22 protein-coding genes and 1 tRNA gene are annotated in these 24,171 nt (G+C 61.0%); 19 read left to right on the plus strand and 4 right to left on the minus strand.

Annotated features, from left to right (window positions below; translation table 11 throughout):
* Positions 1–557 precede the first annotated feature (557 nt).
* From ACIOWL_RS05460 to ACIOWL_RS05500, 9 genes are all read left to right on the plus strand, one after another.
* Positions 558–1,763, plus strand: coding sequence for an amidohydrolase (locus tag ACIOWL_RS05460; protein ID WP_400382476.1), 1,206 nt, complete (start codon positions 558–560; stop codon positions 1,761–1,763).
* 279 nt (positions 1,764–2,042) lie between these two features.
* The gene (locus tag ACIOWL_RS05465) at positions 2,043–3,131 is read left to right on the plus strand and encodes a BMP family protein (RefSeq protein WP_400382478.1); all 1,089 of its coding nucleotides are present in this window, start codon (positions 2,043–2,045) and stop codon (positions 3,129–3,131) included.
* A 119-nt stretch (positions 3,132–3,250) separates the two neighbouring features.
* Entirely contained in the window at positions 3,251–4,864 is a 1,614-nt protein-coding gene (locus ACIOWL_RS05470) for an ABC transporter ATP-binding protein (RefSeq protein WP_400382480.1), read from the plus strand.
* The gene (locus ACIOWL_RS05475; protein WP_400382482.1) at positions 4,861–6,066 is read left to right on the plus strand and encodes an ABC transporter permease; all 1,206 of its coding nucleotides are present in this window, start codon (positions 4,861–4,863) and stop codon (positions 6,064–6,066) included. Before ACIOWL_RS05470 ends, ACIOWL_RS05475 begins: the two co-directional genes overlap by 4 nt.
* Entirely contained in the window at positions 6,063–7,328 is a 1,266-nt protein-coding gene (locus tag ACIOWL_RS05480) for an ABC transporter permease (protein ID WP_400382484.1), read from the plus strand. The genes ACIOWL_RS05475 and ACIOWL_RS05480 overlap by 4 nt, the downstream gene beginning before the upstream one ends.
* Positions 7,329–7,337: 9 nt before the next feature.
* On the plus strand, positions 7,338–7,748 hold the full coding sequence (locus ACIOWL_RS05485) for a cytidine deaminase (protein WP_400382486.1): 411 nt from the start codon (positions 7,338–7,340) through the stop codon (positions 7,746–7,748).
* 27 nt (positions 7,749–7,775) lie between these two features.
* Positions 7,776–9,089, plus strand: coding sequence for a thymidine phosphorylase (locus tag ACIOWL_RS05490; RefSeq protein ID WP_400382487.1), 1,314 nt, complete (start codon positions 7,776–7,778; stop codon positions 9,087–9,089).
* Positions 9,090–9,333: 244 nt separating this feature from the next.
* Positions 9,334–10,023 (plus strand): DedA family protein, encoded by a 690-nt coding sequence (locus ACIOWL_RS05495; RefSeq protein WP_400382488.1) that lies wholly within the window; start codon positions 9,334–9,336, stop codon positions 10,021–10,023.
* 91 nt (positions 10,024–10,114) lie between these two features.
* Positions 10,115–11,311: an adenosine deaminase gene (locus ACIOWL_RS05500; protein ID WP_400382489.1), complete on the plus strand. Its 1,197-nt coding sequence runs from the start codon at positions 10,115–10,117 to the stop codon at positions 11,309–11,311.
* A 78-nt stretch (positions 11,312–11,389) separates the two neighbouring features.
* On the opposite strand, the gene ACIOWL_RS05505 is transcribed toward ACIOWL_RS05500, so the two are convergent.
* Positions 11,390–12,880 carry an aldehyde dehydrogenase family protein gene (locus tag ACIOWL_RS05505; RefSeq protein WP_400382490.1) on the minus strand — a complete coding sequence of 497 codons (1,491 nt, stop codon included), beginning with the start codon at positions 12,878–12,880 and terminating at the stop codon, positions 11,390–11,392.
* Positions 12,881–13,005: 125 nt separating this feature from the next.
* Here ACIOWL_RS05505 and ACIOWL_RS05510 point away from each other — a divergent pair, with 125 nt between their 5' ends.
* The 6 genes from ACIOWL_RS05510 (at position 13,006) to ACIOWL_RS05535 (ending at position 19,256) form a co-directional block, all read left to right on the plus strand.
* Entirely contained in the window at positions 13,006–13,686 is a 681-nt protein-coding gene (locus ACIOWL_RS05510) for a MazG nucleotide pyrophosphohydrolase domain-containing protein (RefSeq protein ID WP_400382491.1), read from the plus strand.
* Positions 13,687–13,794: 108 nt separating this feature from the next.
* The gene (gene eno, locus ACIOWL_RS05515) at positions 13,795–15,075 is read left to right on the plus strand and encodes a phosphopyruvate hydratase (protein WP_400382493.1); all 1,281 of its coding nucleotides are present in this window, start codon (positions 13,795–13,797) and stop codon (positions 15,073–15,075) included.
* A 123-nt stretch (positions 15,076–15,198) separates the two neighbouring features.
* A complete protein-coding gene (locus ACIOWL_RS05520; protein WP_400382495.1) occupies positions 15,199–16,068 on the plus strand; it encodes a septum formation initiator family protein in 870 nt (289 codons plus the stop codon).
* 23 nt (positions 16,069–16,091) lie between these two features.
* Positions 16,092–16,787 (plus strand): DUF501 domain-containing protein, encoded by a 696-nt coding sequence (locus ACIOWL_RS05525; RefSeq protein WP_400382497.1) that lies wholly within the window; start codon positions 16,092–16,094, stop codon positions 16,785–16,787.
* Between the two features lie 98 nt (positions 16,788–16,885).
* Complete coding sequence (locus ACIOWL_RS05530) at positions 16,886–17,719, plus strand: exopolyphosphatase (protein ID WP_400383247.1); 834 nt, start codon at positions 16,886–16,888, stop codon at positions 17,717–17,719.
* Positions 17,720–17,750: 31 nt separating this feature from the next.
* A complete protein-coding gene (locus ACIOWL_RS05535; protein WP_400382499.1) occupies positions 17,751–19,256 on the plus strand; it encodes a S8 family serine peptidase in 1,506 nt (501 codons plus the stop codon).
* Between the two features lie 30 nt (positions 19,257–19,286).
* Here the strand turns inward: ACIOWL_RS05535 and ACIOWL_RS05540 are convergent, their stop codons facing one another.
* A complete protein-coding gene (locus ACIOWL_RS05540; RefSeq protein WP_400382500.1) occupies positions 19,287–19,622 on the minus strand; it encodes a hypothetical protein in 336 nt (111 codons plus the stop codon).
* A gap of 59 nt (positions 19,623–19,681) precedes the next feature.
* Here ACIOWL_RS05540 and ACIOWL_RS05545 point away from each other — a divergent pair, with 59 nt between their 5' ends.
* The 3 genes from ACIOWL_RS05545 (at position 19,682) to ACIOWL_RS05555 (ending at position 21,467) form a co-directional block, all read left to right on the plus strand.
* The gene (locus ACIOWL_RS05545; protein WP_400382502.1) at positions 19,682–19,816 is read left to right on the plus strand and encodes a hypothetical protein; all 135 of its coding nucleotides are present in this window, start codon (positions 19,682–19,684) and stop codon (positions 19,814–19,816) included.
* An 88-nt stretch (positions 19,817–19,904) separates the two neighbouring features.
* The gene (locus tag ACIOWL_RS05550) at positions 19,905–21,272 is read left to right on the plus strand and encodes an NAD(P)/FAD-dependent oxidoreductase (protein ID WP_400382504.1); all 1,368 of its coding nucleotides are present in this window, start codon (positions 19,905–19,907) and stop codon (positions 21,270–21,272) included.
* 113 nt (positions 21,273–21,385) lie between these two features.
* Positions 21,386–21,467, plus strand: a tRNA-Leu gene (locus ACIOWL_RS05555).
* Between the two features lie 171 nt (positions 21,468–21,638).
* Here the strand turns inward: ACIOWL_RS05555 and ACIOWL_RS05560 are convergent.
* Entirely contained in the window at positions 21,639–22,121 is a 483-nt protein-coding gene (locus tag ACIOWL_RS05560; RefSeq protein WP_400382506.1) for a hypothetical protein, read from the minus strand.
* A 423-nt stretch (positions 22,122–22,544) separates the two neighbouring features.
* The gene (locus tag ACIOWL_RS05565) at positions 22,545–22,964 is read right to left on the minus strand and encodes a hypothetical protein (protein ID WP_400382508.1); all 420 of its coding nucleotides are present in this window, start codon (positions 22,962–22,964) and stop codon (positions 22,545–22,547) included.
* Between the two features lie 371 nt (positions 22,965–23,335).
* Here ACIOWL_RS05565 and ACIOWL_RS05570 point away from each other — a divergent pair, with 371 nt between their 5' ends.
* Complete coding sequence (locus ACIOWL_RS05570) at positions 23,336–24,154, plus strand: Bax inhibitor-1/YccA family protein (RefSeq protein ID WP_400383249.1); 819 nt, start codon at positions 23,336–23,338, stop codon at positions 24,152–24,154.
* Positions 24,155–24,171: the final 17 nt, after the last annotated feature.

Below are 24,171 nucleotides of genomic sequence, written 5' to 3' on the forward strand. Positions count from 1 at the left end.
GCGGGGCTCGGCTTGCAGTGACTTTTTGCGCCGGTTCAGATTGGCGCTGAATCCTGATCAAAAAATTTGTTCAGGAATCTGTCGGTGCTCATCGCGGGTGGATTGCTGAGTGGGGCCGTGTCTGCACGGTAGCCTGATCAAAAATTTTGTTCAGTCTAAGCCAGCTGCGTCTCGCGCTGGCCTGGTGCTGGTGTTGGCGCTGAGTTCTGATCGAAAATTTTGTTCAAGATTCTGGCGGGGCTCGGCTTGCAGTGACTTTTTGCGCCGGTTCAGATTGGCGCTGAATCCTGATCAAAAAATTTGTTCAGGAATCTGTCGGTGCTCATCGCGGTGGATCGCTGAGCGGGACCGTGTCTGCACGGAAATCTGATCAAAAAATCTGTTCAACACGTTGTGCTCTTGGTGCCTGGCGTGTGGTGCAGTGCGGCAGCGTTGTCAGCTGCGTAACACGGGATATCAAGTTGCCACTTGGGCCTCGTGTTTCGCCGGTGACGGCCACATTACGGATAAACTGTTTTCCCTAGGCTCAAGGCGCGTATTGTCGAAAGGTGTCTTCAGTGAGTGAATTAGGAAATGCAGGGACGGTCAAGGACTGGACTGAGTCTTTAACGCCCGAGTTGATCGAGTTCCGCCGGGAACTACACCGCAACCCTGAACTTTCCTTTGCTGAGTACCAAACGACTGAACGCATCATGGAAGCTCTGCGTGCCGCCGGGCTGGATCCAGTCAAGATGGAGCGCACCGGCGCCTATGTTGATATTGGCGAAGGTCCCATCCGCCTTGGGCTGCGTGCGGATATCGATGCGTTGCCGGTGCTCGAAGAAACCGAACTTGACTATGCCTCCACAATTGAGGGAGTAGCTCACGCGTGCGGGCATGACATCCACACCACGGTGATGCTTGGAACCGCGCTGGCCTTGGGACGTATCCAGTCGGCAGGCCGGCTCGAGGGGCGGATCCGTGTCATCTTCCAGCCTGCTGAGGAAAAACTCCCCGGGGGAGCGGTCTCGGTTATCGAGCAGGGAATTCTTGACGGGGTCCCGCGGATCCTGGCGCTGCACTGCGAACCGCGTATCGATGCAGGGAAAATCGGTACCCGCATCGGTGCGATCACCTCGGCCAGTGACACCATCCGGATCGAGGTGAATGGCCGCGGAGGGCACACCTCGCGACCGCACCTGACCGAGGACATCGTTTTCGCGATGAGCCAGATCGCCACCCAGGTCCCCGCGGTGCTGGGACGCAAGGTCGACGTGCGTTCTGCCGTGTCGGTGGTGTGGGGCCAGATTCACGCCGGCAGCGCACCGAACGCGATACCTGCGACCGGCTACCTGGCGGGAACCATGCGTTGCCTGGACGGCGACGTCTGGTACGAGGCAGGGGAGCTGCTTGATGCCGCGGTGCGCCAGATTGCCGCGCCGTATGGTGTTGAAATCAAGCTCCAGCACACCCGCGGGGTGCCCCCGGTAGTGAATGCCCCGGCGGAAACCGCGCTGATTGAATCCGCGGCCCGTCAGGAATTCGGGGCGGACTCCATCGAACTGACCCCGCAGTCGATGGGCGGCGAAGATTTCGCCTGGATGACCCAGAAGGTTCCCGGGGCGATGCTGCGCCTTGGCACCCGCACCCCGGGAGGCAAGATCTTCGATCTTCACCGTGGTGATTACGTGCCTGATGAGAGGTGTATTGCCGTTGGCGTGCGGATCATGTGCGCGGCCGCAGTGCAGGCAATTGACGAGGCTAACGGCGTCCACACCAAATAACCGAAAAATTTGTCAATAATTTTTCGAGTCCACTAGTCACACCGTGAATTGGCGAACTGACTTGGGTTTTGACGTTAAGCGCTTGCCGTGTGGTGCTCCCGAATTTAGCGAATTGTAATGTTTGCCGCCTTTACCAGTGACATATCTCCGATAGGCTATGGAGACGATGGGAACGTGCGCACCTTCGGGTATGTGCGGTGGGCATCGGCAACGGCGCCCTACGTGGGAAGAAAGGCCTCACGGCTCCCGGTTATCTCGCATAACTTTTTGGAGGATTAGATGCGCTTCGTTTCGCGCAAGACCGGTGTGGCCGCGGCCATGATCGGCATTTCGGCTTTGGCATTGACCGCTTGTGGTGCGGCCCCTGAAGAAACGGCCCCACAGGCCGAAAACTCTGATTACACCGGATGCATCGTTTCGGACTCCGGCGGATTCGACGATCAGTCCTTCAACGAGTCCTCGTACCGCGGCCTGAAGAATGCCGAGAAGGATCTGGGCATCCAGACCAAGGAGGCCGAGTCGAAGTCCAACGCCGACTTCGCCACCAACCTTCAGGGCATGATGAATGCCAATTGTGATTTGACCGTGACCATTGGCTTCCTGCTGGGTGATGCAACCAAGGCCGCCGCCGCGGAAAACCCGGACAAGCACTTCGCAATCGTTGACTTCCAGTACGACGAAGAAATCGCAAACGTCAAGCCGATCATCTACGACACGGCTCAGGCCGCCTACCTCGCAGGTTACGCCGCGGCTGCCGCCTCCGAGACCGGCACCGTTGCGACCTTCGGCGGCATCAAGATTCCAACCGTCACCATCTTCATGGACGGCTTCGCCGACGGCGTTGCCAAGTTCAACGAAGACAAGGGCGAAGACGTCAAGCTGCTGGGCTGGGACAAGGCCAAGCAGGACGGTACCTTCACCGGCGACTTCGAAAAGCAGGATAAGGGCAAGCAGGTCACCAAGAACTTCATCGACAGCGGCGCAGACGTTGTGATGCCGGTGGCCGGTCCGGTGGGCAAGGGTGCAGGCGCAGCCGTTCAGGAAGCCAACAAGGCCGGCAAGGACGCCAAGCTGGTCTGGGTTGACTCCGATGGCTACCTGACCGCTCCTGACTACAAAGATGTCATGCTGACCTCGGTCATCAAGACCATGGACACCGCCGTTGAGGATGTTGTCACTTCCGATACCAAGGACGAGTTCGACGCAACCCCGTACGTTGGCACCCTGGCCAACGAGGGTGTTGCCCTGGCACCGTTCCACGACTTCGACTCGAAGATCTCCGATGAGACCAAGTCCGAGATCGACGCGTTGAAGGCACAGATCATCTCCGGTGAGCTGAAGGTCGAATCGGCCGCAAGCCCTAAGTAAGGGACTTGGGCCACTAACGTCAACAGAGCGCGTCACCGCTCGCCGCAGCAGCGGTGGGTGGGGACGCGCTCTCAGCCTGCCCACTGCCACATAAACCGAACAATGAAGATGGTGGAATCGTGAAACTCGAACTACGAGGAATCTCGAAAGCCTTCGGTTCTTTCTACGCCAACAAGGACATCGACCTGGTCGTCGATGACGCTGAAATCCACTGTCTGCTCGGTGAGAACGGCGCGGGAAAGTCGACACTGATGAATGTCCTCTACGGCCTGTATCAGCCGACCGAAGGCCAGATCCTGCTGGATGACAAACCAGTGGAATTCAACGGCCCTGGTGATGCCATGGCCGCAGGTATCGGCATGGTGCACCAGCACTTTATGCTGATCCCGGTGTTTACCGTTGCCGAGAATATTGCCCTGGGCGCCGAAGCGACCAAGGGAATGGGTGTACTCGACCTCCAGGTCACCCGCAAAAAGATCCGCGAAATCTCGGACCGCTACGGTTTCGACGTGGACCCGGACGCGCTGGTCGAAGACCTGCCGGTCGGTGTGCAGCAGCGTGTGGAAATCATCAAGGCGCTGGTCCGCGAGGCCAAGATCCTGATCCTTGATGAGCCCACCGCGGTTCTGACCCCGCAGGAAACCGATGAGCTGCTTGAAATCATGCGCCAGCTCAAGGCCAACGGCACCTCGATTGTTTTCATCTCCCACAAACTGCGCGAAGTGCGTGCGGTTTCCGACGTGATCACCGTGATCCGCCGCGGCGAAGTCATCGACTCGGTCAGCGCAGACACCAGCACCACGCAGCTGGCGAACCTCATGGTCGGCCGCGCCGTGGAGCTGAACTTGAACAAGGAAGCCGCAACCCCGGGAGCCGCGCGTTTCCAGGTGCGCGAGCTGAGCGTTGTCAATGAGATCGGGGCTACCAGCCTCGATTCGGTGAGTTTTGACATCCACGAAGGTGAAATCCTGGCCGTCGCCGGTGTCCAGGGCAACGGCCAGACCGAACTGACCGAAGCGATCCTGGGCACCCAACCGGTAGCCGCCGGCTCGATCTCCCTGGCCGGTACCGAACTGGTAGGCAAATCCGTGAAACAGGTGCTGCGCTCCGGGGTAGGTTTTGTTCCCGAAGACCGCTCGGTCCACGGTTTGGTGTCCCAATTCAGCATCGAGGAGAACCTGATTCTGGATCTCTACGACCGGGCGCCGTTCGCCAAGGGCATCTCAATCAACCTTGAGGCCATGCGAAAAAACGCTACCGCGCAGATTGCCGACTTCGACGTGCGCACCGACAACCAGCTGAACCCGGCCTCCAGCCTTTCCGGTGGCAACCAGCAGAAAGTGGTGATGGCCCGCGAGCTGTCACGCGACCTGAAACTGTTTATCGCTTCCCAGCCGACCCGCGGTGTGGATGTGGGATCCATTGAGTTCCTGCACCGGCGAATTGTCGCCGAACGCGACAAGGGCACCCCGGTGATGATCGTGTCCACCGAACTGGATGAGGTCATGGAACTGGCAGACCGCATCGCGGTGCTCTACAAGGGCCGGATCAACGGAATCGTGCCCGGCAATACCTCACGCGAGGTGCTGGGCCTGATGATGGCCGGGGTGAGCGAGCATGAGGCATTCGCCCAGGCAGAGTTCGCTACCTCCGCCAATGAGCCGGTGGAAGCCCAGCCGGTACCGGTGGAAGGCGCCGAAGAGACCAACACCCAGGAAGGAGAAGCACAGTGAGCGAGACCAAGGCACCTGAACTTCTCAAAACCAACAAACCGGGCAACGACCTGTTCAAGTCGATCACCCAGGGGCCGGGTCTGGTTTCCGTGCTCGGCGTGATTGTTGCGTTGGTCATCGGCGGGCTGCTGATCGCGGTCACCGATGAGAAGGTCCAGGAAACCGCCGCCTACCTGTTCGCGCGGCCTTCCGACTTCTTCTCCGCGCTGTGGAGCGCGGGAACCGACAGCTATGTGGCACTGTTCAACGGTTCCATCTACAACTCGGCGCAGGGTTTCGCCCCGCTGCTTGAAACCCTGACGGTCTCCACCCCGCTGATCTGCGCGGGTCTGGGTGTGGCATTGGCCTTCCGCGCCGGCATGTTCAACATCGGCGCCCAGGGCCAGCTGATCATCGGCGCGACCATGGCCGCCTATGTCGGTTTCGCCTGGCACCTGCCGGTGGTAGTCCACCTGCTGCTGGTGGTCATCTTCGGCCTGCTCGGCGGTGCCCTGTGGGGCGGCCTGGTTGGCCTGCTCAAGGCCCGCACCGGAGCCCACGAAGTGATCTTGACGATCATGTTCAACTACGTCGCCCTGTACCTGTTGGACTTCCTGATGAACACCGAGGCGTTCCGGCGTCCGGGGGAGACCAACCCGATCTCCCCGATCCTTGACACCAGCGCGATCTTCCCGTCGCTGCCGGGCTCGCGTTTGCACCTGGGGTTCTTGATGGCAGTGTTGCTCACCTTCGGTGTGGCCTGGATGCTGAACCGCTCCACCATCGGTTTCGAGTTCCGCGCGGTGGGACACAATCCCGACGCCGCCCGGACCGCCGGGGTCAACGTGGCCCGCTCAACCATCCTGGCCATGGCTTTTGCCGGCGCCCTGGCCGGTGCGGCCGGTGTGGCTCAGGTGGCCGGCACCGAAAAGGTGCTGACCGTCGGTGTGGCAGGGTCGCTGGGCTTCGACGCGATCACCGTGGCGTTGCTGGGCCGTTCCACCCCGTGGGGCACCTTCTTTGCCGGCCTGCTGTTCGGAGCTTTCCGCGCGGGCGCGGTCAACATGCAGATCACCACGGGCACCCCGATCGACATCGTGCTGGTTGTCCAGTCGCTGATCGTGTTGTTCATCGCCGCTCCGCCGTTGGTCAAGGCAATCTTTGGGCTTAACCGCAAGAAGCGCACCAGCGCTACCGAACCGATCAAGGCAGGTGCCAAGTGACCACCACGGTTTCCTCGATCTCGGTGCTGCCGAGCAAAAAGACCCCCATCATCTTTACGGTGCTCGCGGTCATTGTCCTGGTTTGTTTTGGCCTGCTGGGCAACTCGCAAACTGCAAGTTTTTCGCTTGCCTCCGTGGGAGATGCCTTTACCCTTCCCGATCTGGTGTTCCCCGGGCGGGCCTCCAATATTGTGATCGGCCTGCTGCTGGCGGCACTGGCGGCCTATGCCTGGATGCTGCGCGCCAAGAGCCAAGTGCTTCCGGTGTGGATCATCGCCGTGGGCGCGGTGTTGTTTGTTCTCGCATTTTTGATCTGGGTTGTCTCCGGCGCGGACATCAACTCCATCTCCCTGGCCAGCTTGTTGGCCGGCGGTGTGGTCCTCGCGGTGCCGCTGGTGTTCGGTTCGTTATCCGGTGTGCTCAGTGAGCGTTCCGGCGTAGTCAACATCGCGATCGAAGGCCAGCTGCTTGGTGGCGCATTCACGGCGGCCATCGTCGCCTCGGTGACACGCAACGCCTTCGCGGGCCTGATCGCCGCAGGTATTGCCGGTGCACTGGTTTCGCTGATCTTGGCCTTGTTCTCCATCAAATACGTGGTGAACCAGATCATCGTCGGTGTGGTGCTGAACGTGCTGGTTTCGGGAATCACCGGATTCCTGTTCACCACCGTGATGCAGGAAGACCCCGAGCGTTTCAACTCGCCGGTGCACCTGCCGACCATCGCGATTCCCGGACTGAGCGCCATCCCGGTGATCGGACCGATCCTGTTCAAGCAGTCGGTCATCGGCTACCTGATGTACCTCGCGGTGTTCCTGGTCTGGTTCGGCCTGTACAAAACCCGCTGGGGACTGCGCGTTCGCGCCGTCGGCGAGCACCCGAAGGCCGCCGATACCCTGGGTATCAAGGTCAACCGCACCCGGTTCTTCAACGTCACCTTGGGCGGAATTGTGGCCGGCATCGGCGGGTCGTTTTTCACCCTGGTGGCCATCGACTCCTTCACCAAGGAAATCTCCGGTGGTCGTGGCTTCATCGCCCTGGCCGCGGTGATCTTCGGGCGCTGGAATCCGCTGGGTGCATTCGCTGCGGCCCTGCTGTTCGGTTTCGCCGACAACCTGCAGGTGATGCTGACAATCATCGGCACACCGGTGCCAAGCCAGTTTATGGCCATGATGCCGTACCTGGTGACCATCTTCGCCGTCGCCGGCCTGGTGGGACGTTCGCGCGGCCCGGCCGCCGTGGGCGAACCCTATGTGAAGGAATGACCGGTTCCCATGACTAACACCACCGCGCCGTGGTCGCAGCTTGAAGCTGCGGCCGCGGCCGCGTTGTCCAAGGCCTATGCACCCTACTCGAATTTCCGGGTGGGCGCCGCGGCGCTGTCCAGCGACGGGCGGCTGGTTTCCGGCTGCAACATTGAAAACGCCGCCTTCGGGGTGACCCTGTGCGCCGAGTGCTCCATGATTGGTGAACTCTTCGCCACCGGCGGGGGCACCCTGGATTATTTCGTCTGCTTCGGCCAGCTCAAGGACGGCGAGCTGGAACTGATCACCCCGTGCGGACGTTGCCGGCAGCTGCTTTTTGAACACCGCGGACCCAACCTGCAGATCAAAACCGCCTCCGGCATCGTAGGCATGAACCAGTTGCTTCCGGACGCCTTTGGCCCGGACAACATCATCGACTGACCAGCAAATAGAACGGGAGGCCCACCCATGGCTGCCGAAGAATTCAGCGCCGTCGAAGTCATCCGCACCAAACGCGATGGCGGCGAACTGAGCAACGAGATGATCGACTGGACCATCGACGCCTACACCCGTGGGGTCATCGCCGAAGAACAGATGGCCGCGCTAAACATGGCCATCTACTTCCAGGGTATGCATCGCAACGAGATTTCCCGCTGGACCAACGCCATGATCAATTCGGGTGAACGGATGGATTTCTCCACCCTGAAAGATCCTGCCGGCCGGGTTTTGGCCACCACTGACAAGCATTCAACCGGCGGGGTGGGGGATAAAATCACCTTGCCGCTGGCCCCGCTGGTTGCCAGTTTCGGGGTCGCCGTTCCCCAGCTTTCGGGCCGCGGGTTGGGGCACACCGGCGGCACCCTGGATAAACTCGAAGCGATTCCGGGCTGGCGCGCCGAGCTGTCCAATGCCGAGCTTTTCAACCAGCTCTCCACCGTTGGCGCGGTCATCTGCGCTGCCGGGACCGGGCTGGCACCGGCGGATAAAAAACTTTATGCGCTGCGTGATGTGACCGGAACGGTGGAGGCAATCCCGTTGATTGCCTCGTCGATCATGAGCAAGAAGATCGCCGAGGGAACCGGCACCCTGGTGCTGGATGTCAAGGTGGGTTCCGGCGCATTCATGAAAACCGAATCCATGGCCCGGGAACTGGCCGAAACCATGGTCAACCTGGGCACCGACGCCGGGGTGAATACAGTGGCATTGCTGACCAACATGGATACCCCGCTGGGGTTGACCGCAGGCAACGCCATTGAAGTTGAGGAGTCCGTTGAGGTCCTTGCCGGTGGCGGCCCCGAGGACGTGGTGGAGCTGACCGTGGCACTGGCCGTAGAAATGCTGGCCGGGGCCGGTATTCACGATGTTGATGTGCGTGCGGCGCTGAATGACGGCCGCGCCATGGATTCCTGGCGTGCCATGATCGCGGCCCAGGGCGGCGACCCGGATGCCAAGCTGCCGGTGGCTCGTGAATCGCATACCGTGCTGGCCCCGGCCGAAGGCGTGTTGCTGAAGCTGGATGCCATGGATATCGGTTTGGCCGCCTGGAGTTTGGGGGCAGGCCGTGCCCGCAAGGAGGATGCCGTGCAGGCCGGGGCGGGGGTTCGCCTCCACGTGAAGCCCGGCGCGCTGGTCCGCCGGGGCGAGCCGATCGCCACCCTGCTGACCGATACCCCTGAGAAAATGCAGAGAGCCATCGAACTGGTTCAACGCTCCATCATGATTGGGTCGGAAGATGACCGCCCAGACATGCGCCTGATCCTGGACCGCATCGCCGCGAAATAGTATCTCCAAGCCAACTGCCGCCCCGTTCGGGGCGGCAGTTGGCGGTTAAGCAGTGAAACCACCGGTTGAGCGGGAACTTTGGGGCCGGGCGGAACGTTAATACCTACAGCTCATACCGGAGTCGGAGAACCTCGCCGTGTGAAACACGACCTCGGTAGGGTGCACCAACCAAGGTTTCTGGTGGAGAATGGAATACGAGCACGGAACTGAGCACCCGTGCGCTGTGAGGAAGCGACAAGCACCGATGGAATTGGTCAACCAGGCAATCATGCACGCGGCCACCGCATGGTGGATATTGCCGCTGCTGTTCGCTTTTTGCCTCATTGACGGTATTTTCCCGGTGGTCCCTTCCGAAACCTTTTTGGTCTCGCTGGCGGCCGTGAGCATCAGCACCGGGAGCCCGAATTTACTGCTGATTTTTATTCTTGGTGTTTCCGGGGCAATCATCGGAGATCAGATTACCTTCCGCATCGGCCGCAGCATCGGGTACCGGCAATACGGCTGGATGCAACGTGGCAGAGCGAAAAAGATCCTGGATTTCGCCGCCCGTAAGTTGGAAACCTCCGGTGCGTTGCTGATTTTCACCGCCCGCTATATTCCGCTGGGCCGTGTTGCGGTGAACCTGACCGCCGGGGCCACCGGATTCTCCTATAATCGCTTCACCTTTTTTGACGTCATCGGTTGCATCACCTGGGGTGCCTACTCTGTGGGTATCGGCGCACTGGCCGGGAACTGGCTTTCGGAGAACAAATTATTGGGGATTGCGGTCTCCGTGGTGCTGGCCGTGGTGCTGGGTTATGTCATAGACCGGATCGTCAGCCGGGTCCTTGAACGAGTCCATCGCCGCAAGCTGCAACAGCTGGCCGAAAAGCGAGGTGAGGTGCCGGGAAAAGCACTGGAAACCGTGCCGCCGAGTGATCAAGAAGAGAATTAACCTCCGGGGCCGGTAACCGTCAACAAGATGTGTCCAGAACTTCAGCCGTGGTGGCTATCAGTCAGCCGGATTTGCGACTAGGCTCAAGGGTGTGACTGAAGAAATGATTCATGCTGCCTACGAACCCGAATTCGACTTCCGGGATCTGCCAAAAGTTTCTCTGCACGACCACCTTGACGGTGGTCTGCGCCCGTCGACCATTATTGAACTTGCCGAGCAGGTAGGGCACGAACTGCCCGCCACCGATGCCGATGCTTTGGGCGCGTGGTTCCGTGAATCGGCCGACTCCGGGTCGCTGGTGCGGTACCTGGAAACGTTCGAGCACACCGTGGCCGTGATGCAGACGCGTGACGCGCTGATCCGGGTGGCCCGAGAGTTTGTAGAAGATCTGGCCGAGGACGGCGTGATCTACGCCGAGGTCCGTTACGCGCCAGAACAGCACCTGCGCCACGGGCTGAGCCTGGATGACGTGGTTGATGCAGTTCAGGAAGGCCTGGATCAGGCCTGCGAGGAGCTGAACGCCGAAGGCCACCCGATGCAGGTTGGCCAGCTCATCACCGCGCTGCGCCACCTGGACAACGGGGTGGAGATCGCCAAACTGGCCCTGCGCCACCGCGGCCATGGCGTGGTCGGCTTCGACATCGCCGGCCCGGAAGAGGGTTTCCCGGCGTCCCGGATGAAGGACGCCTTCGACCTGCTGGCCGATAACCTGTTCCCGACTACCGTGCATGCCGGTGAAGCCGCGGGCTTGGACTCCATCAAGGATGCGATCTTGGTGGGCCGTGCGCAGCGTCTGGGACATGGGGTGCGTGTCGCGGAGGACATCGAAATCGAATTCGGCGGCGTTGACGACGACGGCGAAGCCGTCGGCGAGGATACCGGACTGGTCTCGCTGGGCCCGGTGGCCAACTGGGTGCGTGAACGCGGCATCCCGCTGGAGGTCTGCCCGTCGTCCAACTTGCAGACCGGTGCCACCGCCGAATTTGGCGAAGGCATTGAATCGCACCCGATCGATCTGTTGGTCCAGACCGGTTTCAACGTCACGATCTCCCCGGACAACCGACTGATGTCCGGAACCACGCTGTCCAATGAATTTGAACTGCTGGTTGAGGCCTTCGACTACGACCTGGAAGACCTGCTGGATCTGACGCTCAATGCCGCAGAGGCCGCCTTTGTGCCACTGGAAATGCGTGAACTGCTGGTCGAGTACATCAACGACGTCTACGACCACCTGCTGGATGAGGACGACGATGAGGAATTTGAGGACGAGGACTACGAGGAGAACTAGCCTCGCCCACCCTTGAGCGCAAAACCCAAAGGCAGCCTCCCCGGAAAATTCTTCCGGGGAGGCTGCGTTTTTAAGCGATTAGAAAGGGTACCTCTTCGGCGTGCTCTGCACACCCACCCAGCGATCGGTGGTGAATTCCTCGATGGCCCATTCACCATTGAAGCGGCCCAAACCCGAATTCTTCTCGCCACCGAACATGACGTGCGGCTCGTCATTCACCGTGATGTCATTGATGTGGGTCATTCCGGCCTTGATTCCGCGGGCAAAACGCACCCCGCGCTCCAGGTCCCCGGTGAACACGGCGGAGGACAGTCCGAAGTGGGTGTCATTGGCCAGCCGCAGGGCATCTTCCTCATCCTGGGCTTGGGTGATTCCCACCACCGGCCCGAAAATTTCCTCACGGAACAGTTCCATGTCCGGGGTGACGTCGGCAAAAATGTGCGGCGGGATAACCCGTCCGGATACCTCGCCGCTCAGTACCTCGCGGGCGCCTTCGCTGCGCGCCTGGCTGATCTTGCCGGTGACCGAATCCAGCTGCGCGTCGTTGATGATCGGGCCGATCAGGTTCGCCGGATCAGCGGCATCGCCGTAGCCGAGCTTTTGGACCTGCTCGACGAACTTCTCGATGAACGCGTCATAGACCGGGGCCAGGACGATGATGCGGTTGATCGCCATGCAGATCTGTCCCTGGTGCAGGAAATTGCCCAGGGTGGCGGCCTTCACCGCTTCGTCGAGGTCAGCGTCCTCGAGCACCACAAACGGCGCGTTGCCGCCAAGCTCCAGGGCGACACGTTTCATGTGCTGTCCGGTCACCGCGATCTTGCCGACGTTCTGCCCTACCGGGGTAGAGCCGGTGAAGGAAATCAGCGACGGGGCACGGTGGGCCACAAAGTAGTCGCCGATTTCGCCGCCGGAGCCAACCAGTGCGTTCAGCACCCCGGCCGGGGCGCCGGCGGCTTCAAATGCCTTGGCCAGGATCAGCGCGCCGGACAGCGGGGTATCGGAAGCTGGCTTGAGGACCACGGCGTTCCCCAGGGCCAGCGCCGGGGCCACCGAGCGGGCGGAGAGCAGCATCGGGAAGTTCCACGGGCTGATGACCGCCACCACGCCCAGCGGCTCGCGGTAGACCCGGTTCTCCTTGCCCGGCGAATTCGAGGGCAGGATCTTGCCGTGCACGCGGGTGGGGAAGGTGGCGGCCTCGCGGATCGCCGCAATGGTCCCGCCCAGCTCGATGTTGGATTTCAGTTGCGAGGATCCGGACTCTGCGCTGAGCACCGCGAGGATATCCGCGTAATGATCCTGCAGATAGCTCGCGGCGGCCTGAAGGATCGCGGAGCGCTTCGACGGGGCCAACGCGGCCCAGGCCGGCTGGGCCTGTTCGGCGGCGTGGTAGGCGGCATCAACATCATCGGGGGAAGCCTGGGCTATGGTGGCCAGCTCCTGGTTGTTGAACGGGTTGAAGGTGGTCAGGGACTTGGAGCTGTGCCCGGGAACCCATTGCCCATTGATGAACAACGTGGTGGGCAGCTTTTCAAGGAATGCGGGGCGTTCGGTTTCCTGCACGGTCATGGGGGTGTCCTTTGGTAGGGCGGGAGCGGGTTAATGCCATGCTACCGAATGTGACGCTCGTTACGGGGGGCGGTGGAGGGAGTCTTCCAAAGGGGAGGCACTGGCAGCGAAGATAGGATTGTTTTATGCCCAGCGACACCAGATCTTTGGACCAGTTGATCCACACCGTGCAGATCCTGCGGGAGCAGTGCGCCTGGACCCAGGCACTGACCCATGAGTCGCTGCGCACCTACCTCATCGAGGAAAGTTACGAGGTGCTTGATGCCATCGGCGCGAACGACGCGCCGGCGCTGAAGGAGGAATTGGGCGATCTGCTGTACCAGATCCTGCTGCACGCGCTGATTGCCCAAGAACGGGGAAACTTCACCCTCGACGAGGTGGCGGAAACCCTTCAGGCCAAGCTGCTGCGGCGCAACCGTCATGTATTCGACGCGCAGGGAAATATCCGCCAGGACATCATCAGCGATGTCGATGAGATCATCCGGGTGTGGGATGCCGCCAAACAAGCCGAGCGGGCAGGTTCACCGCGGGTGCGCCGCAACGCCGGGCTGCCCGCCGGATTGCCGGCGCTGACCTTGGCGCAGAAACTGCTCGAGCGCCACACCAGGGCCGAATCCCAGGCCGTGCAGGGGCACCGGATCAGCCCCGAAGTCCGGGAGCGGGTTGTTGATGAACACAGTCTCGGCACCGAGCTGATGGCGTTGACCGCCCGTGCCGAAGAGCTCGGTTTGGACGCCGAATCGGTGCTCCGCGAACAGCTGCACCAACGTTACGGAACGATGAGCAATGAAACATCGTCGCCCTAAACAGGTTCAAAGCGCTAGGCTAGAGACAGGCAACGGCGCCAACGGTCATTCAGCGACCGCTGGCTGACCAGCCCTTAGACCACCCCTTTCTACAAGGAGTCCATACTCATGGCATTGATTGACGCCATTCACGCGCGCGAAATCCTTGATTCCCGCGGCAATCCGACCGTTGAGGTCGAGGTCCTGCTCAGCGATGGTTCACACGGCCGCGCGGCCGTTCCATCCGGTGCTTCCACCGGCCAGTTCGAGGCCGTTGAGCGTCGCGACGGTGACAAGAACCGCTACCTGGGCAAGGGTGTACTGGGTGCGGTCGAATCCGTCATCGAGGAAATCGCAGACGAGCTGGAGGGCCTTGACGCCACCGACCAGCGCGCCATCGACCAGGCAATGCTCGAGCTTGACGGCACCAGCAACAAGTCGAAGCTCGGCGCTAACGCCATCCTGGGTGTTTCCCTGGCCGTGGCAAACGCCGCGGCGGTCAGCGCCAACCTGCCGCTGTTCAAGTACCTGGGCGGCCCGAACGGCCACGTCCTGCCGGTGCCGCTGATGAACATCCTCAACGGCGGCTCCCACGCGGACTCCGACGTGGACATCCAGGAATTCATGATCGCTCCGCTGGGCGCCGAGTCCTTCTCCGAGGGTCTGCGCTGGGGCGTCGAGGTGTACCACAACCTCAAGGACGTCCTGAAGGAAAAGAACCTGTCCACCGGCCTGGGCGACGAGGGCGGCTTCGCCCCGAACCTGCCAAGCAACCGCGCGGCCCTGGAACTGATCACCGAGGCCATCAAGCGCGCCGGCTACACCCCGGGTGCCGACATTGCCCTGGCCCTGGACGTCGCCTCCTCCGAGTTCTATGAGAACGGCGCCTACCAGTTTGAAGGCGAAGCCCGCTCCGCCGAGCAGATGAGCGACTACTACGCCGCCCTGGTTGCCGACTTCCCGCTGGTGTCCATCGAGGATCCGCTGGATGAGAACGACTGGGACGGGTGGAAGACCCTGACCGACGCCATTGGCGACAAGGTGCAGCTGGTAGGCGACGACCTGTTCGTCACCAACCCGGAGCGCCTGGCCGACGGCATCGAAAAGGGCACCGCCAACTCGCTGCTGGTCAAGGTCAACCAGATCGGCACGCTGACCGAGACACTGGATGCCATCACCATGGCTCAGCGCGCCGGTTACACCACCATCACCTCGCACCGTTCGGGTGAGACCGAAGACGTGACCATTGCAGATATCTGCGTGGCCACCAACGCCGGCCAGATCAAGACCGGTGCTCCGGCTCGTTCCGAGCGTGTAGCGAAGTACAACCAGCTGCTGCGCATCGAGGAAGACCTTGGCGCATCGGCTGTTTACGCCGGAAAGAGTGCTTTCCCGCGTTTCAACAGCTAATCACCAGCTAAAGCGAATAAGCTCGTCGGTAGTGGATACCGGCGGGCTTTTCGTTCTTTAATGGAGATATCGTGGAATTCCCACGAATGGATCACCTGGAAAAACCTTGGGGAATGGGGGAGTATGGCCCAGCGACCACCGCGCATGCCACGAAGGAACACCCCTGCTGAACCTCAAAACGAGCCACTTGAATTTCCGGACGCCGCTGGGAACACCCCGCCGGAGCAATTCCCCGGCCATGAGGCGGAACCGGCGACCGATACCCTGCACATCGTGCGCGGCAATGAGCACCCTCCAGCGGCGCCCAAGGTCCGCAAGGTGCCCAAGGCCCACAACGTTCCCAAGCCGCAGCGCGCCGCGGCTTCGAATCCGGCGGCCAGCACCTCGCAGCCTGCCCCCGGCCGCCGGGCCAAGCCCGAGGAACCGCAGCACGGTGCACCGCAGCCAGCGGTGCACGCCGAAGGCTCCAAGCGCCCGTTGCGCGAACGTGCCAAGGAAAAGCAGAACGAGCGCCGCCGCGAAGACCGGGCCAAGTTTTCCATGGCGGTGCGCCGCAAGCCCGGGGAGAAACCCGAGCCGCAGACCCCTGCCCAGCAGGGCGAGCCGGTGGCGGCCCACCGCTTTTCCGGGCGCATTGCCGCGCTGATTGTGGTGTTCGCGTTTTTCGCGGTCATGCTGGTTCCCACGGTGAACTACTACCGGACGCAGATGGCGCAAATCAGCGAGTTGCGGGCCTCCATTGCCTCCATGGAAGCCGAACGCGACGAGCTGAAAGCGGAGATTGCCCGCTGGGATGACCCGCTGTATATCAAACAGCAGGCCCGCGAGCGGATAAACTTAGTGATGCCCGGTGAGAAGCTCTACATGGTGGTTGGCGAAGAGCCAGAAGATGAGAGCACCTCCACCGGCAACGGCAGCACCTACGAGGTGCGCCAGGAACTTCCGTGGGTCGATGCACTGCTCGACTCGGTGACCCGTTCCGCAACAGATTGACCGACGACGCAAAGAGACACAACGTGAGTGAACAGCCCATCCGCGAAGCCCTGGACGCCGCCGGACGAGTACCCAGCGACCAAGACCTGGACACCCTGTCCCGTCAGCTGAACCGTCCCGTGCGAGATGTGGTGGAAATCGGTGCACGCTGCGTCTGCGGCAACCCGCTGGTCGCTACCACCGCGCCGCGGTTGTCCTCCGGGATCCCGTTCCCCACCACCTACTACCTGGCCCATCCGGTGATCACCGCGGCCGTCTCACGCCTCGAGGCCGCCGGGTTGATGAATGAGATGAACGACCGTTTGGCGGCAGACGCTCAGCTCGCCACGGCCTACACCGCCGCCCACGAGTCCTACCTGGCCAACCGCGACGCGATTGGCGAACGTTCGGGAACCGGCGCGGTACCTGAAATTTCCGGGGTATCCGCCGGCGGGATGCCCACCCGCGTGAAATGCCTGCATGTGCTGGTGGGCCACTCATTGGCCGCCGGCCAGGGAGTCAACCCGCTGGGCGACGAAGCGCTGGATGCCATCACCGAATGGTGGAGCAAGGACAAGTGCTACTGCGTTGGCGCCTGGGACACCGAAGGCCAGGCACCCAGCCAGGACCGCTCACGGCATGTGAAGACCCAGGAAAACGCGGATCCGGCGGCCAAACGCGCCGAACGCGCCGCCAAACGGGCAGCTCGTGCCGCGGACCTCGCGGGAGAGCAGAAATAGTGCGGGTCGCCGGGATTGACTGCGGGACAAACTCCATCCGCTTGCTGATCGCGGACATCGAACCGGCCACCGGCGAACTGCACGACGTGCTGCGCACCATGCGGGTCGTGCGTCTGGGGCAGGGTGTTGATGCGACCGGCGCCTTCGCTCCCGAAGCGCTGGAACGGACCTTCGCCGCGGTGCGCGAGTACAAAAAGCTGTGCGACGAGCACCAGGTTGAAAACATCCGCTTCGCTGCGACTTCCGCGGCCCGTGATGCCTCGAATCGTGAGCTGTTCACCGGCAAAATCACCTCGATCCTGGGGGTGGAACCTGAGGTCATCAGCGGCGAGGAAGAAGCGCAGCTGTCCTTCACCGGCGCCGCCTCGGTGCGCGCTGGCGCCACCGGCCAGGTGCTGGTGATCGATTTGGGCGGCGGCTCCACCGAATTTGTGGTGGGTGACGAGCGCGGGCCGATCGCCGCGAAGAGCCTGGATCTGGGCTGTGTCCGGGTCACCGAACGATTCCACCTGGATGGTCTGCGTTCTGCATCGTGCCTGGATTTCCTGGACTCGACCTTGCAGAGCCTGGATTCGGTGGTTGATGTGAGCCAGGTTGATTCGGTGGTGATGGTCGCCGGAACCTGCACCACCTTGACCGCCCAGGCGCTGGGGCTGCGGGAGTACGACTCGGCATCCATTCACGGCGCGCAGCTGAGTTTCGCCCAGATGCGCCAGGCCACCGCCTCGATGCTGTCCTATACGCGCGAGCAGCGCCAGGCGCTGGGGTTCATGCACCCGGGCCGGGTGGATGTCATCCAGGCAGGAGCGGTGATTGTTGAACGGATCCTGGACTATCTGGAACGGGCCAGCGCGCACCGCCCGATGGTCTTGATCGCCTCGGAACACGACATCCTTGATGGTATTGCGGCTTCGGCCGCGCACCACGCATAACAACCATCGCACCACCGGGCAGGAGATGACTATGGAAACACCAGTGCGTTTAGGCCGTGCAGCCGGCACGCGGATCGGTGTGTCGGCCATGCTGGCGACCCTGCTGGTGTTCGCGTTCCTGCTGCCAAGCCCCGCGGCGCGGGCCGACGACATGCGCAACGCCGAGTATTGGCTTGATTCCTTGGGCATCACCGCGGCCCAGGAAGAAACCCAAGGCGAAGGTGTGAAGGTTGCAATCATTGACACCGGGATCGACACCAGCCACCGCGACCTGCTGGGTGCGGTGGTTGGCGGGGCCGACATGTCCGGTGCCGGCGGCGCCAAGGGCGACAAGCCGATTGGTGTGATGAGCGAGCACGGAACCCTGGTGGCAACGCTGCTGGCCGGCCGGGGCAACAACCAAGGGGAAATCGACCGGGTCAAGTCGGAGAATCAGCGCCTGAAGTCTGCCTGGGAGCAGGCCAAGAAGACCGCTGAGGAAGAAGAAGAGGACGTTCCCGAGGAACCTGAATACGAAAAAGTCCCCGAACTGACCGGCGGCCAGGACGGGGTGCTAGGGGTGGCACCCAAGGCGCAGCTGCTTTCCATCTCGCTGTGGATGGGGGACGGGAACCCCGCGGGAATCTCCGTGGAGCAGCAGATCCCCAAGGCCGTGAGGTATGCGGTGGATTCCGGAGCCAAGGTCATCAACATGTCCCTGGGCTCCACCAGCCCAGCCTGGCCGCAGAGCTGGGACGAGGCGTTTAAATACGCCGAGGAACACGACGTGGTCATTGTTGCCGCCGCGGGCAACCGCTCCGGCGGCATGAGCCAGGTGGGAGCCCCTGCCACCATCCCCGGGGTGCTCACCGTGGCGGGTGTGGATGAAAACGACAAGGCCTCCCAGGACTCGTCCACCGAAGGAATCTCCATCGGCGTCGCCGCCCCGGCGGAGAAATTGGTGGGCGGCCTTCCCGAAGACGGGTACGCCCGGTGGTCCGGAACCTCCGGCGCGGCCCCCCTCGTGGCGGGGGTGGCGGCCCTGATCCGCTCCAAATACCCGGACATGCCTGCCGCCCAGGTGATCAACCGGATCTTGACCACGGCCAAGGACACCGGCGCCGCCGGAGTGGACAACCTCTATGGCTACGGCATCATCGATGCAAACGCCGCGGTACGGGCCGAGGTGCCAGCGGTCAGTGAAAATCCCTTGGGCACCATTACCGAATGGATTCGGGTCCACCGGCGTAACACCGAGTCGACGACCGATACCCCAGACCCCGGTGTTTCCACCGAAACCTCGGACCTGGAGCAGGTGGCCGCCCCGGCTCCCATCGCCCCGGACACCTCAACCCCGCCGTTGCAGCCGGCCTTGGTGGTGGGGGGAGCGGCGCTCCTGGCGCTGGTGCTGGTCATCGGCGGTGTGCAGGTTGGTTCCCGGGCGCGCAAACAAGCCCTGTCAGCCCGGGTCGCTTCGGCTAAGCTCAGCGAACTGCGGGTGGGGAAAACCGCCGAAGGCCGTGATTTGTTCGACGACATCCCGGAAGATGAAAAATAGCGGCAGGCGCTGATCCTGCCCGGCCGCGGTTCACCTCTGCGGCGGCGCGGGGTGCTCCGAAGCCTGCGCGGGGCGTGACGCCGGCGACGGCTCGGGGTCAAGCGGCCCAAAGGGAGCCGCGAATTCGCCGGTGATTTTGGGGTACCGCGGGGCCGTCGCAAGAGCGAGCACCACCCCTAGGACCAGCGCGGTCAGTGCCAAGCCAAGCAGAGCCGAGTCGATGCCTGTCGCCGGGCAGCCTGCCGAACTATCGTCGATCTCCGGGCAGCTTCGCCATGGCTGAAGAAACATCACCAGGCTTCCGGATGCACCGAGAACCATCAACAGCACGGCGGAAACGAAGAGTCCTGTTCGAGGTGTGCGCATGCCCCATTCTTGCATCTGACAGCTCACGCGGACCGCAGGCACCCTCCAGGCGATTCGTATTGGCCGCAGAAAATCTGTGTGCACACCTCAACATCGGCTGGATCCTGCGCAGCAACACGATCTTTGCGGCGCGCCCGGAGCGCACCAACTGGCCCGCAGAACTCCCCGGATTGAGCCTTGAGCGCTGCGTGTGAGCGGTGAGTTATGGGTGCGTGACTAAACATACTGAATTGATTAGTGAATGTTTTCACTAACTCCGAAAGTCCGCGTAGAATCGAAGGTATGTCGATCATCGAAAGCTCCCAGAAGCGTCCTCGCATTCTCGTCGTTGGCGGTGGCTATGTTGGCCTGTACGTTGCGATGAATCTGCAGAAAAAGGTTAAGGCCCACGGTGGCATTGTCACCGTGGTGGATCCGAACCCATACATGACTTACCAGCCGTTCCTGCCAGAAGTGGCCGGCGGCCAGATTGAACCACGCCACGTAGTGGTGTCCCACCGTCAGCACCTGAAGCACTCAGAGCTGATCAACGGTAGTGTCCTGAGCATTGACCACGCCAGCAAGAAGGCAGTGGTTGCCCCGGTCAACGGTGAAGAGTTCGAACTCGAATACACCGATGTCGTGATGTCTGCTGGTGCGGTCACCCGCACCTTCCCCATCACCGGCCTGGCCGAGCAGGGTATTGGCCTGAAGACCATCGAGGAGGCCATTGCGCTGCGCAACAAGGTTGCCGAGCGTATTGAGTCCGCCGCGAACATGACCGATCCCGAAGCTCGCAAGCGCGCCCTGACCTTTGTGGTTGTTGGCGGCGGCTTCGCCGGTATCGAGACCATTGCCGAACTTGAGGACATGGCCCGCCACCTGGTGAACCTCAACGACCGCGTGGCGCAGAACGAAGTTCGTTTTGTGCTGGTTGAGGCCATGGGCCGCATCATGCCAGAAGTGACCGCAGAACAGGCCGAATGGGTTGTCGATCACCTGCGCAGCCGTGGTGTTGAGGTTCTGCTGAATACCTCGCTGGCTGATGCCACCGACGGTTACCTGCAGCTGATCAACATGGCTGACAAGTCCCCGGCTGATGCGTTCTACTCCGACACCCTGATCTGGTGTGCCGGTGTGATGGCCAACCCGATGGTTCGCTCCACCGATTTCCCAATCGAGGCGCGCGGCCGCATCGAGACCCGCACCGACCTGCGCATCAAGGATGAGAACGGCGATGCACTGGAAGGTGCCTGGGCCGCTGGCGACGTTTCGGCGGTCAAGGACGTGACCGGTGGCCTGCCAGACGGCACCTGCGTTCCCAACGCCCAGCACGCTGTGCGCCAGGCCAAGCTGCTGGCAAAGAACCTGTACGCCGCCCGATACGGCGTCGGCCGTATCAAGGACTACAAGCACAAGAACCTCGGCGCCGTGGCAGGCTTCGGCCGCAACAAGGGTGTGGCCAAGGTTGTTGGCATCAAGCTCAAGGGCTGGCCAGCATGGATGGCTCACCGCGGTTACCACGGTATGGCCATGCCAACCTTCGAACGCAAGTTCCGTGTTGTAGGCGACTGGATGGTTGCTTGGTTCTTCACCCGCGATGCATTGCAGCTGAACAACCTTGAAGCACCGCGAACCGCCTTCGAGGACACCGCCAAGCCGAAGAAGTAAGCTTGGACGGCAGATGATCGAATCATGCGCGGGGGATCGTTGGATACGATCCTCCGCGGATGAGCCGGGGATTTCTCATTTCCCGAATTGATCACGTAGGATTTTAGAGTCCAGCCCCCATGGTGGAATTGGCATACACGGCTGACTTAAAATCAGCTGCCGCAAGGCTTGTGGGTTCGAGTCCCACTGGGGGCACTTGCGAAAAGACCGCTGCATCCCTGTAATCGCAAGGGGAGTGGGGGTCTTTTGTTTTTCGGGTCATGAATTTTTGGGCCTACTTTGGACACATTCATTTGAGGTGCCACGTTATTCAGGGCGATTGCTACCCCGTCTAAATCGTCATCGATTATTTGTCATTTAAAGCGCTTAGTAGTCAGCGCAACCGTCAGAGCTGGCCCAGCCTCCAAAATATGTGAATCCATTAGCGTTCGGTTTCGTCGAGTTCAGCTGCAGGATCTCGATACCTTTTACGGTTTCAGACATTTTGCATGCCACTTGATCAGCTAGAACGTCAATAAGTTCTTCGGATAGGAATCCGTCTAAGTTGGCAACAAGTTCACCGGGCCGAGGAGAGTCTATGGTGAGGAAATTTCGCCAGCTATCTTCGCCGTACAGGTTGATGCTGTAAGCATGTTTCGCGTAGCTACCTTGGCTTATCCCCCGGTAGTAGTCGGCCCACGCTTCTAAGCTGTCATTCGCGAACTCTTCAAGCTCTGGTGTGGCTCCGGTGATTTGCACATCGTCAGAGCCCCATGATTCGGCGCCACCCGCAGCCTGAACGGTCGGCATGTCTTGGGGCTCAATTGCGGGCATTGTCTCAGGTGCCGATTTAAACTCAATTGGTTGCATGCACCCGGTTAAAGCGAGAATGCCAGCAACAGCGGTTAGGACTAAGGCTCTCTTCACAGGGCATTCCTCCAATTGGTCTAAATAGAGTCTAGAGCTAGGTGTGCTACTGGTGCGAGATTACCCTGCCGTCGATACCTGCCGTTGCATTCGGCTAGTGCAAGTGTCAGCTATAAATCCGTTTATACCCTGATTGTGGCCGAACACTGTCTGCAGCCAGCGCTAGGGATCCGTCAGGCACATGGCGACGGTCGGATAGTCCACAACTTCAAATGATGAGCCTTCACGAGTGAACGGCGACAGTTCAACATCACGAGGACTCGGCGCCAGGAAAACTTTGGAAGCGAGCTGCGAAAGCCCTGAGGTATTTTGCCACCACTAAGGTTGGACCATTCGTCAATGACGGTTGCTCGTTTTCCAAGCCCGTCAGAATTCAGATTTGCATCGATTGGACCAAGGCCGGTCGCACGTAACTTTTCCACCAGTGCTCTCACTGATGGCTACGACTGTCTGCAAATCTTCGGATGTACCTTCCCGGAGAATGTCGCCCGCCAGCCATTCAATATCAAGTGGTGACTGGCCACATCCAACGGTGATTTCTAGAATCCCTTCGGCAGGCGATTCCCATGAAGTGACACATCGTTCTTCAACAACGTCAGCGATACCTACGCCTCTGTATTCGGCAGCCCACGCCTTGATCTGGTTGTTGGCCCATGCCAGCTGCTCTTCTTCGGGGTCGATGGCTGGCGTTGTTGGGTCCGCAGCCTTGAACTCGATTGGTTTGGGTAGACAACCAGTCGTGAGCGCGAGAGTGGCCAGCATGACGGCGACAACGGTTTTCTTCATCGGTCCCTTCAAGAAATCAGATGTTTTCCCACGTGATGTTATACAAGTAGGTGAAATGTCCAAAGTGTATCGAGAAGCGTCGACAATTCCGTTTGGCTGCGATCGAAGCGCGAGAAATTCCGGCTGGTTGTTCCGACGCAGACACGTAGGTTTGAGAGCCTAGCTTCCTCTTGACCGGCCGCCGCACCTTCTTTGGCCTCACCCGAGAATTCAGCGGCCTTTCGGTCGTTTTCGCTTACAGGTTAGAAGATTCGGTCTCTGACACTCGAAATCATCCCTTTGACTGAGTCGATTCACAGCATTCATCAATATTCTTAATAGCAGTACCAACAAGCACTGCCGTGCAAACTAGCCACACGACCTACGGGGGAATGACATTGAGCGGCAACCCAATCTTTGGTTCGAAGAACCAGGCCGACGCATGGGGCACCAAGCCCGGTGCTCCGGTTGGATTCCGTGATACTGCCAACATGAGCGCCGACGAGCTGAACACCATGTATCAGCAGCCGGCTGCCACCAACACCGACATGGGTCGCATGACCATTGGCGACACCATCAACAAAACGGTGGTCTGCCTGATCCTCGTGGTTATAGGCGCGGCTATCGGCTGGGCATTCCCGGTGCTGATGCTTCCGGGCGCGTTGATCGGTTTGGTTCTCGGCCTGGTTAACGCCTTCAAGAAAATGCCGTCTCCGGGCCTGATCTTGGCCTACGCGGCGGCCGAAGGACTCTTCCTCGGCGGCCTCTCGCAGTTCCTTGACGGGCTTTACCCCGGTGTCGCCATCCAGGCCGTGGTGGCGACCTTCGCGGTGGCCGGTGTGACCCTGGCTCTGTACCGTTCGGGTAAATACCGTATGACCCCGAAACTGAACAAGATGTTCATGATCGCCATGATCGGCATGCTGGTCTTCTCGCTGCTGAACATGGTGCTGATGCTGACCGGAGCCGTGGATGGCATGTTTGGCCTGCGCAGCGCCGGCGGCGGGGCTCTGGGCCTGATCATCGGTGTGCTGGCGATCCTGCTGGCAACCTACGCACTGGTTTCGGACTTCACCATGATCGAAGAGCTCTCCAACCAGGGAGCTCCGGCTGTGATGGCATGGCGTGGTGCTTTTGGTATCACCATGACCCTCATCTGGCTCTACACCGAGATTCTGCGCATTCTGGCTATCCTGCGTGGAGACGACTAGACATATTGAATTAGAAT

This window comes from Glutamicibacter sp. NPDC087344 (genome assembly GCF_044744225.1).
Classification (GTDB): domain Bacteria; phylum Actinomycetota; class Actinomycetes; order Actinomycetales; family Micrococcaceae; genus Glutamicibacter.

What these genes read in the sequence shown, in the direction of transcription:
- ACIOWL_RS05465 (WP_400382478.1), top strand. Translation starts at nt 2,043, where the DNA reads ATGCGCTTCGTTTCGCGCAAGACCGGTGTGGCCGCGGCCATGATCGGC.
- ACIOWL_RS05485 (WP_400382486.1), top strand. Translation starts at nt 7,338, where the DNA reads ATGACTAACACCACCGCGCCGTGGTCGCAGCTTGAAGCTGCGGCCGCG.
- ACIOWL_RS05490 (WP_400382487.1), top strand. Translation starts at nt 7,776, where the DNA reads ATGGCTGCCGAAGAATTCAGCGCCGTCGAAGTCATCCGCACCAAACGC.
- ACIOWL_RS05495 (WP_400382488.1), top strand. Translation starts at nt 9,334, where the DNA reads ATGGAATTGGTCAACCAGGCAATCATGCACGCGGCCACCGCATGGTGG.
- ACIOWL_RS05505 (WP_400382490.1), bottom strand. Translation starts at nt 12,880, where the DNA reads ATGACCGTGCAGGAAACCGAACGCCCCGCATTCCTTGAAAAGCTGCCC.
- ACIOWL_RS05510 (WP_400382491.1), top strand. Translation starts at nt 13,006, where the DNA reads ATGCCCAGCGACACCAGATCTTTGGACCAGTTGATCCACACCGTGCAG.
- eno (WP_400382493.1), top strand. Translation starts at nt 13,795, where the DNA reads ATGGCATTGATTGACGCCATTCACGCGCGCGAAATCCTTGATTCCCGC.
- ACIOWL_RS05520 (WP_400382495.1), top strand. Translation starts at nt 15,199, where the DNA reads ATGGCCCAGCGACCACCGCGCATGCCACGAAGGAACACCCCTGCTGAA.
- ACIOWL_RS05530 (WP_400383247.1), top strand. Translation starts at nt 16,886, where the DNA reads ATGCGGGTCGTGCGTCTGGGGCAGGGTGTTGATGCGACCGGCGCCTTC.
- ACIOWL_RS05535 (WP_400382499.1), top strand. Translation starts at nt 17,751, where the DNA reads ATGGAAACACCAGTGCGTTTAGGCCGTGCAGCCGGCACGCGGATCGGT.
- ACIOWL_RS05540 (WP_400382500.1), bottom strand. Translation starts at nt 19,622, where the DNA reads ATGCGCACACCTCGAACAGGACTCTTCGTTTCCGCCGTGCTGTTGATG.
- ACIOWL_RS05550 (WP_400382504.1), top strand. Translation starts at nt 19,905, where the DNA reads ATGTCGATCATCGAAAGCTCCCAGAAGCGTCCTCGCATTCTCGTCGTT.
- ACIOWL_RS05560 (WP_400382506.1), bottom strand. Translation starts at nt 22,121, where the DNA reads ATGCAACCAATTGAGTTTAAATCGGCACCTGAGACAATGCCCGCAATT.
- ACIOWL_RS05565 (WP_400382508.1), bottom strand. Translation starts at nt 22,964, where the DNA reads ATGAAGAAAACCGTTGTCGCCGTCATGCTGGCCACTCTCGCGCTCACG.
- ACIOWL_RS05570 (WP_400383249.1), top strand. Translation starts at nt 23,336, where the DNA reads ATGACATTGAGCGGCAACCCAATCTTTGGTTCGAAGAACCAGGCCGAC.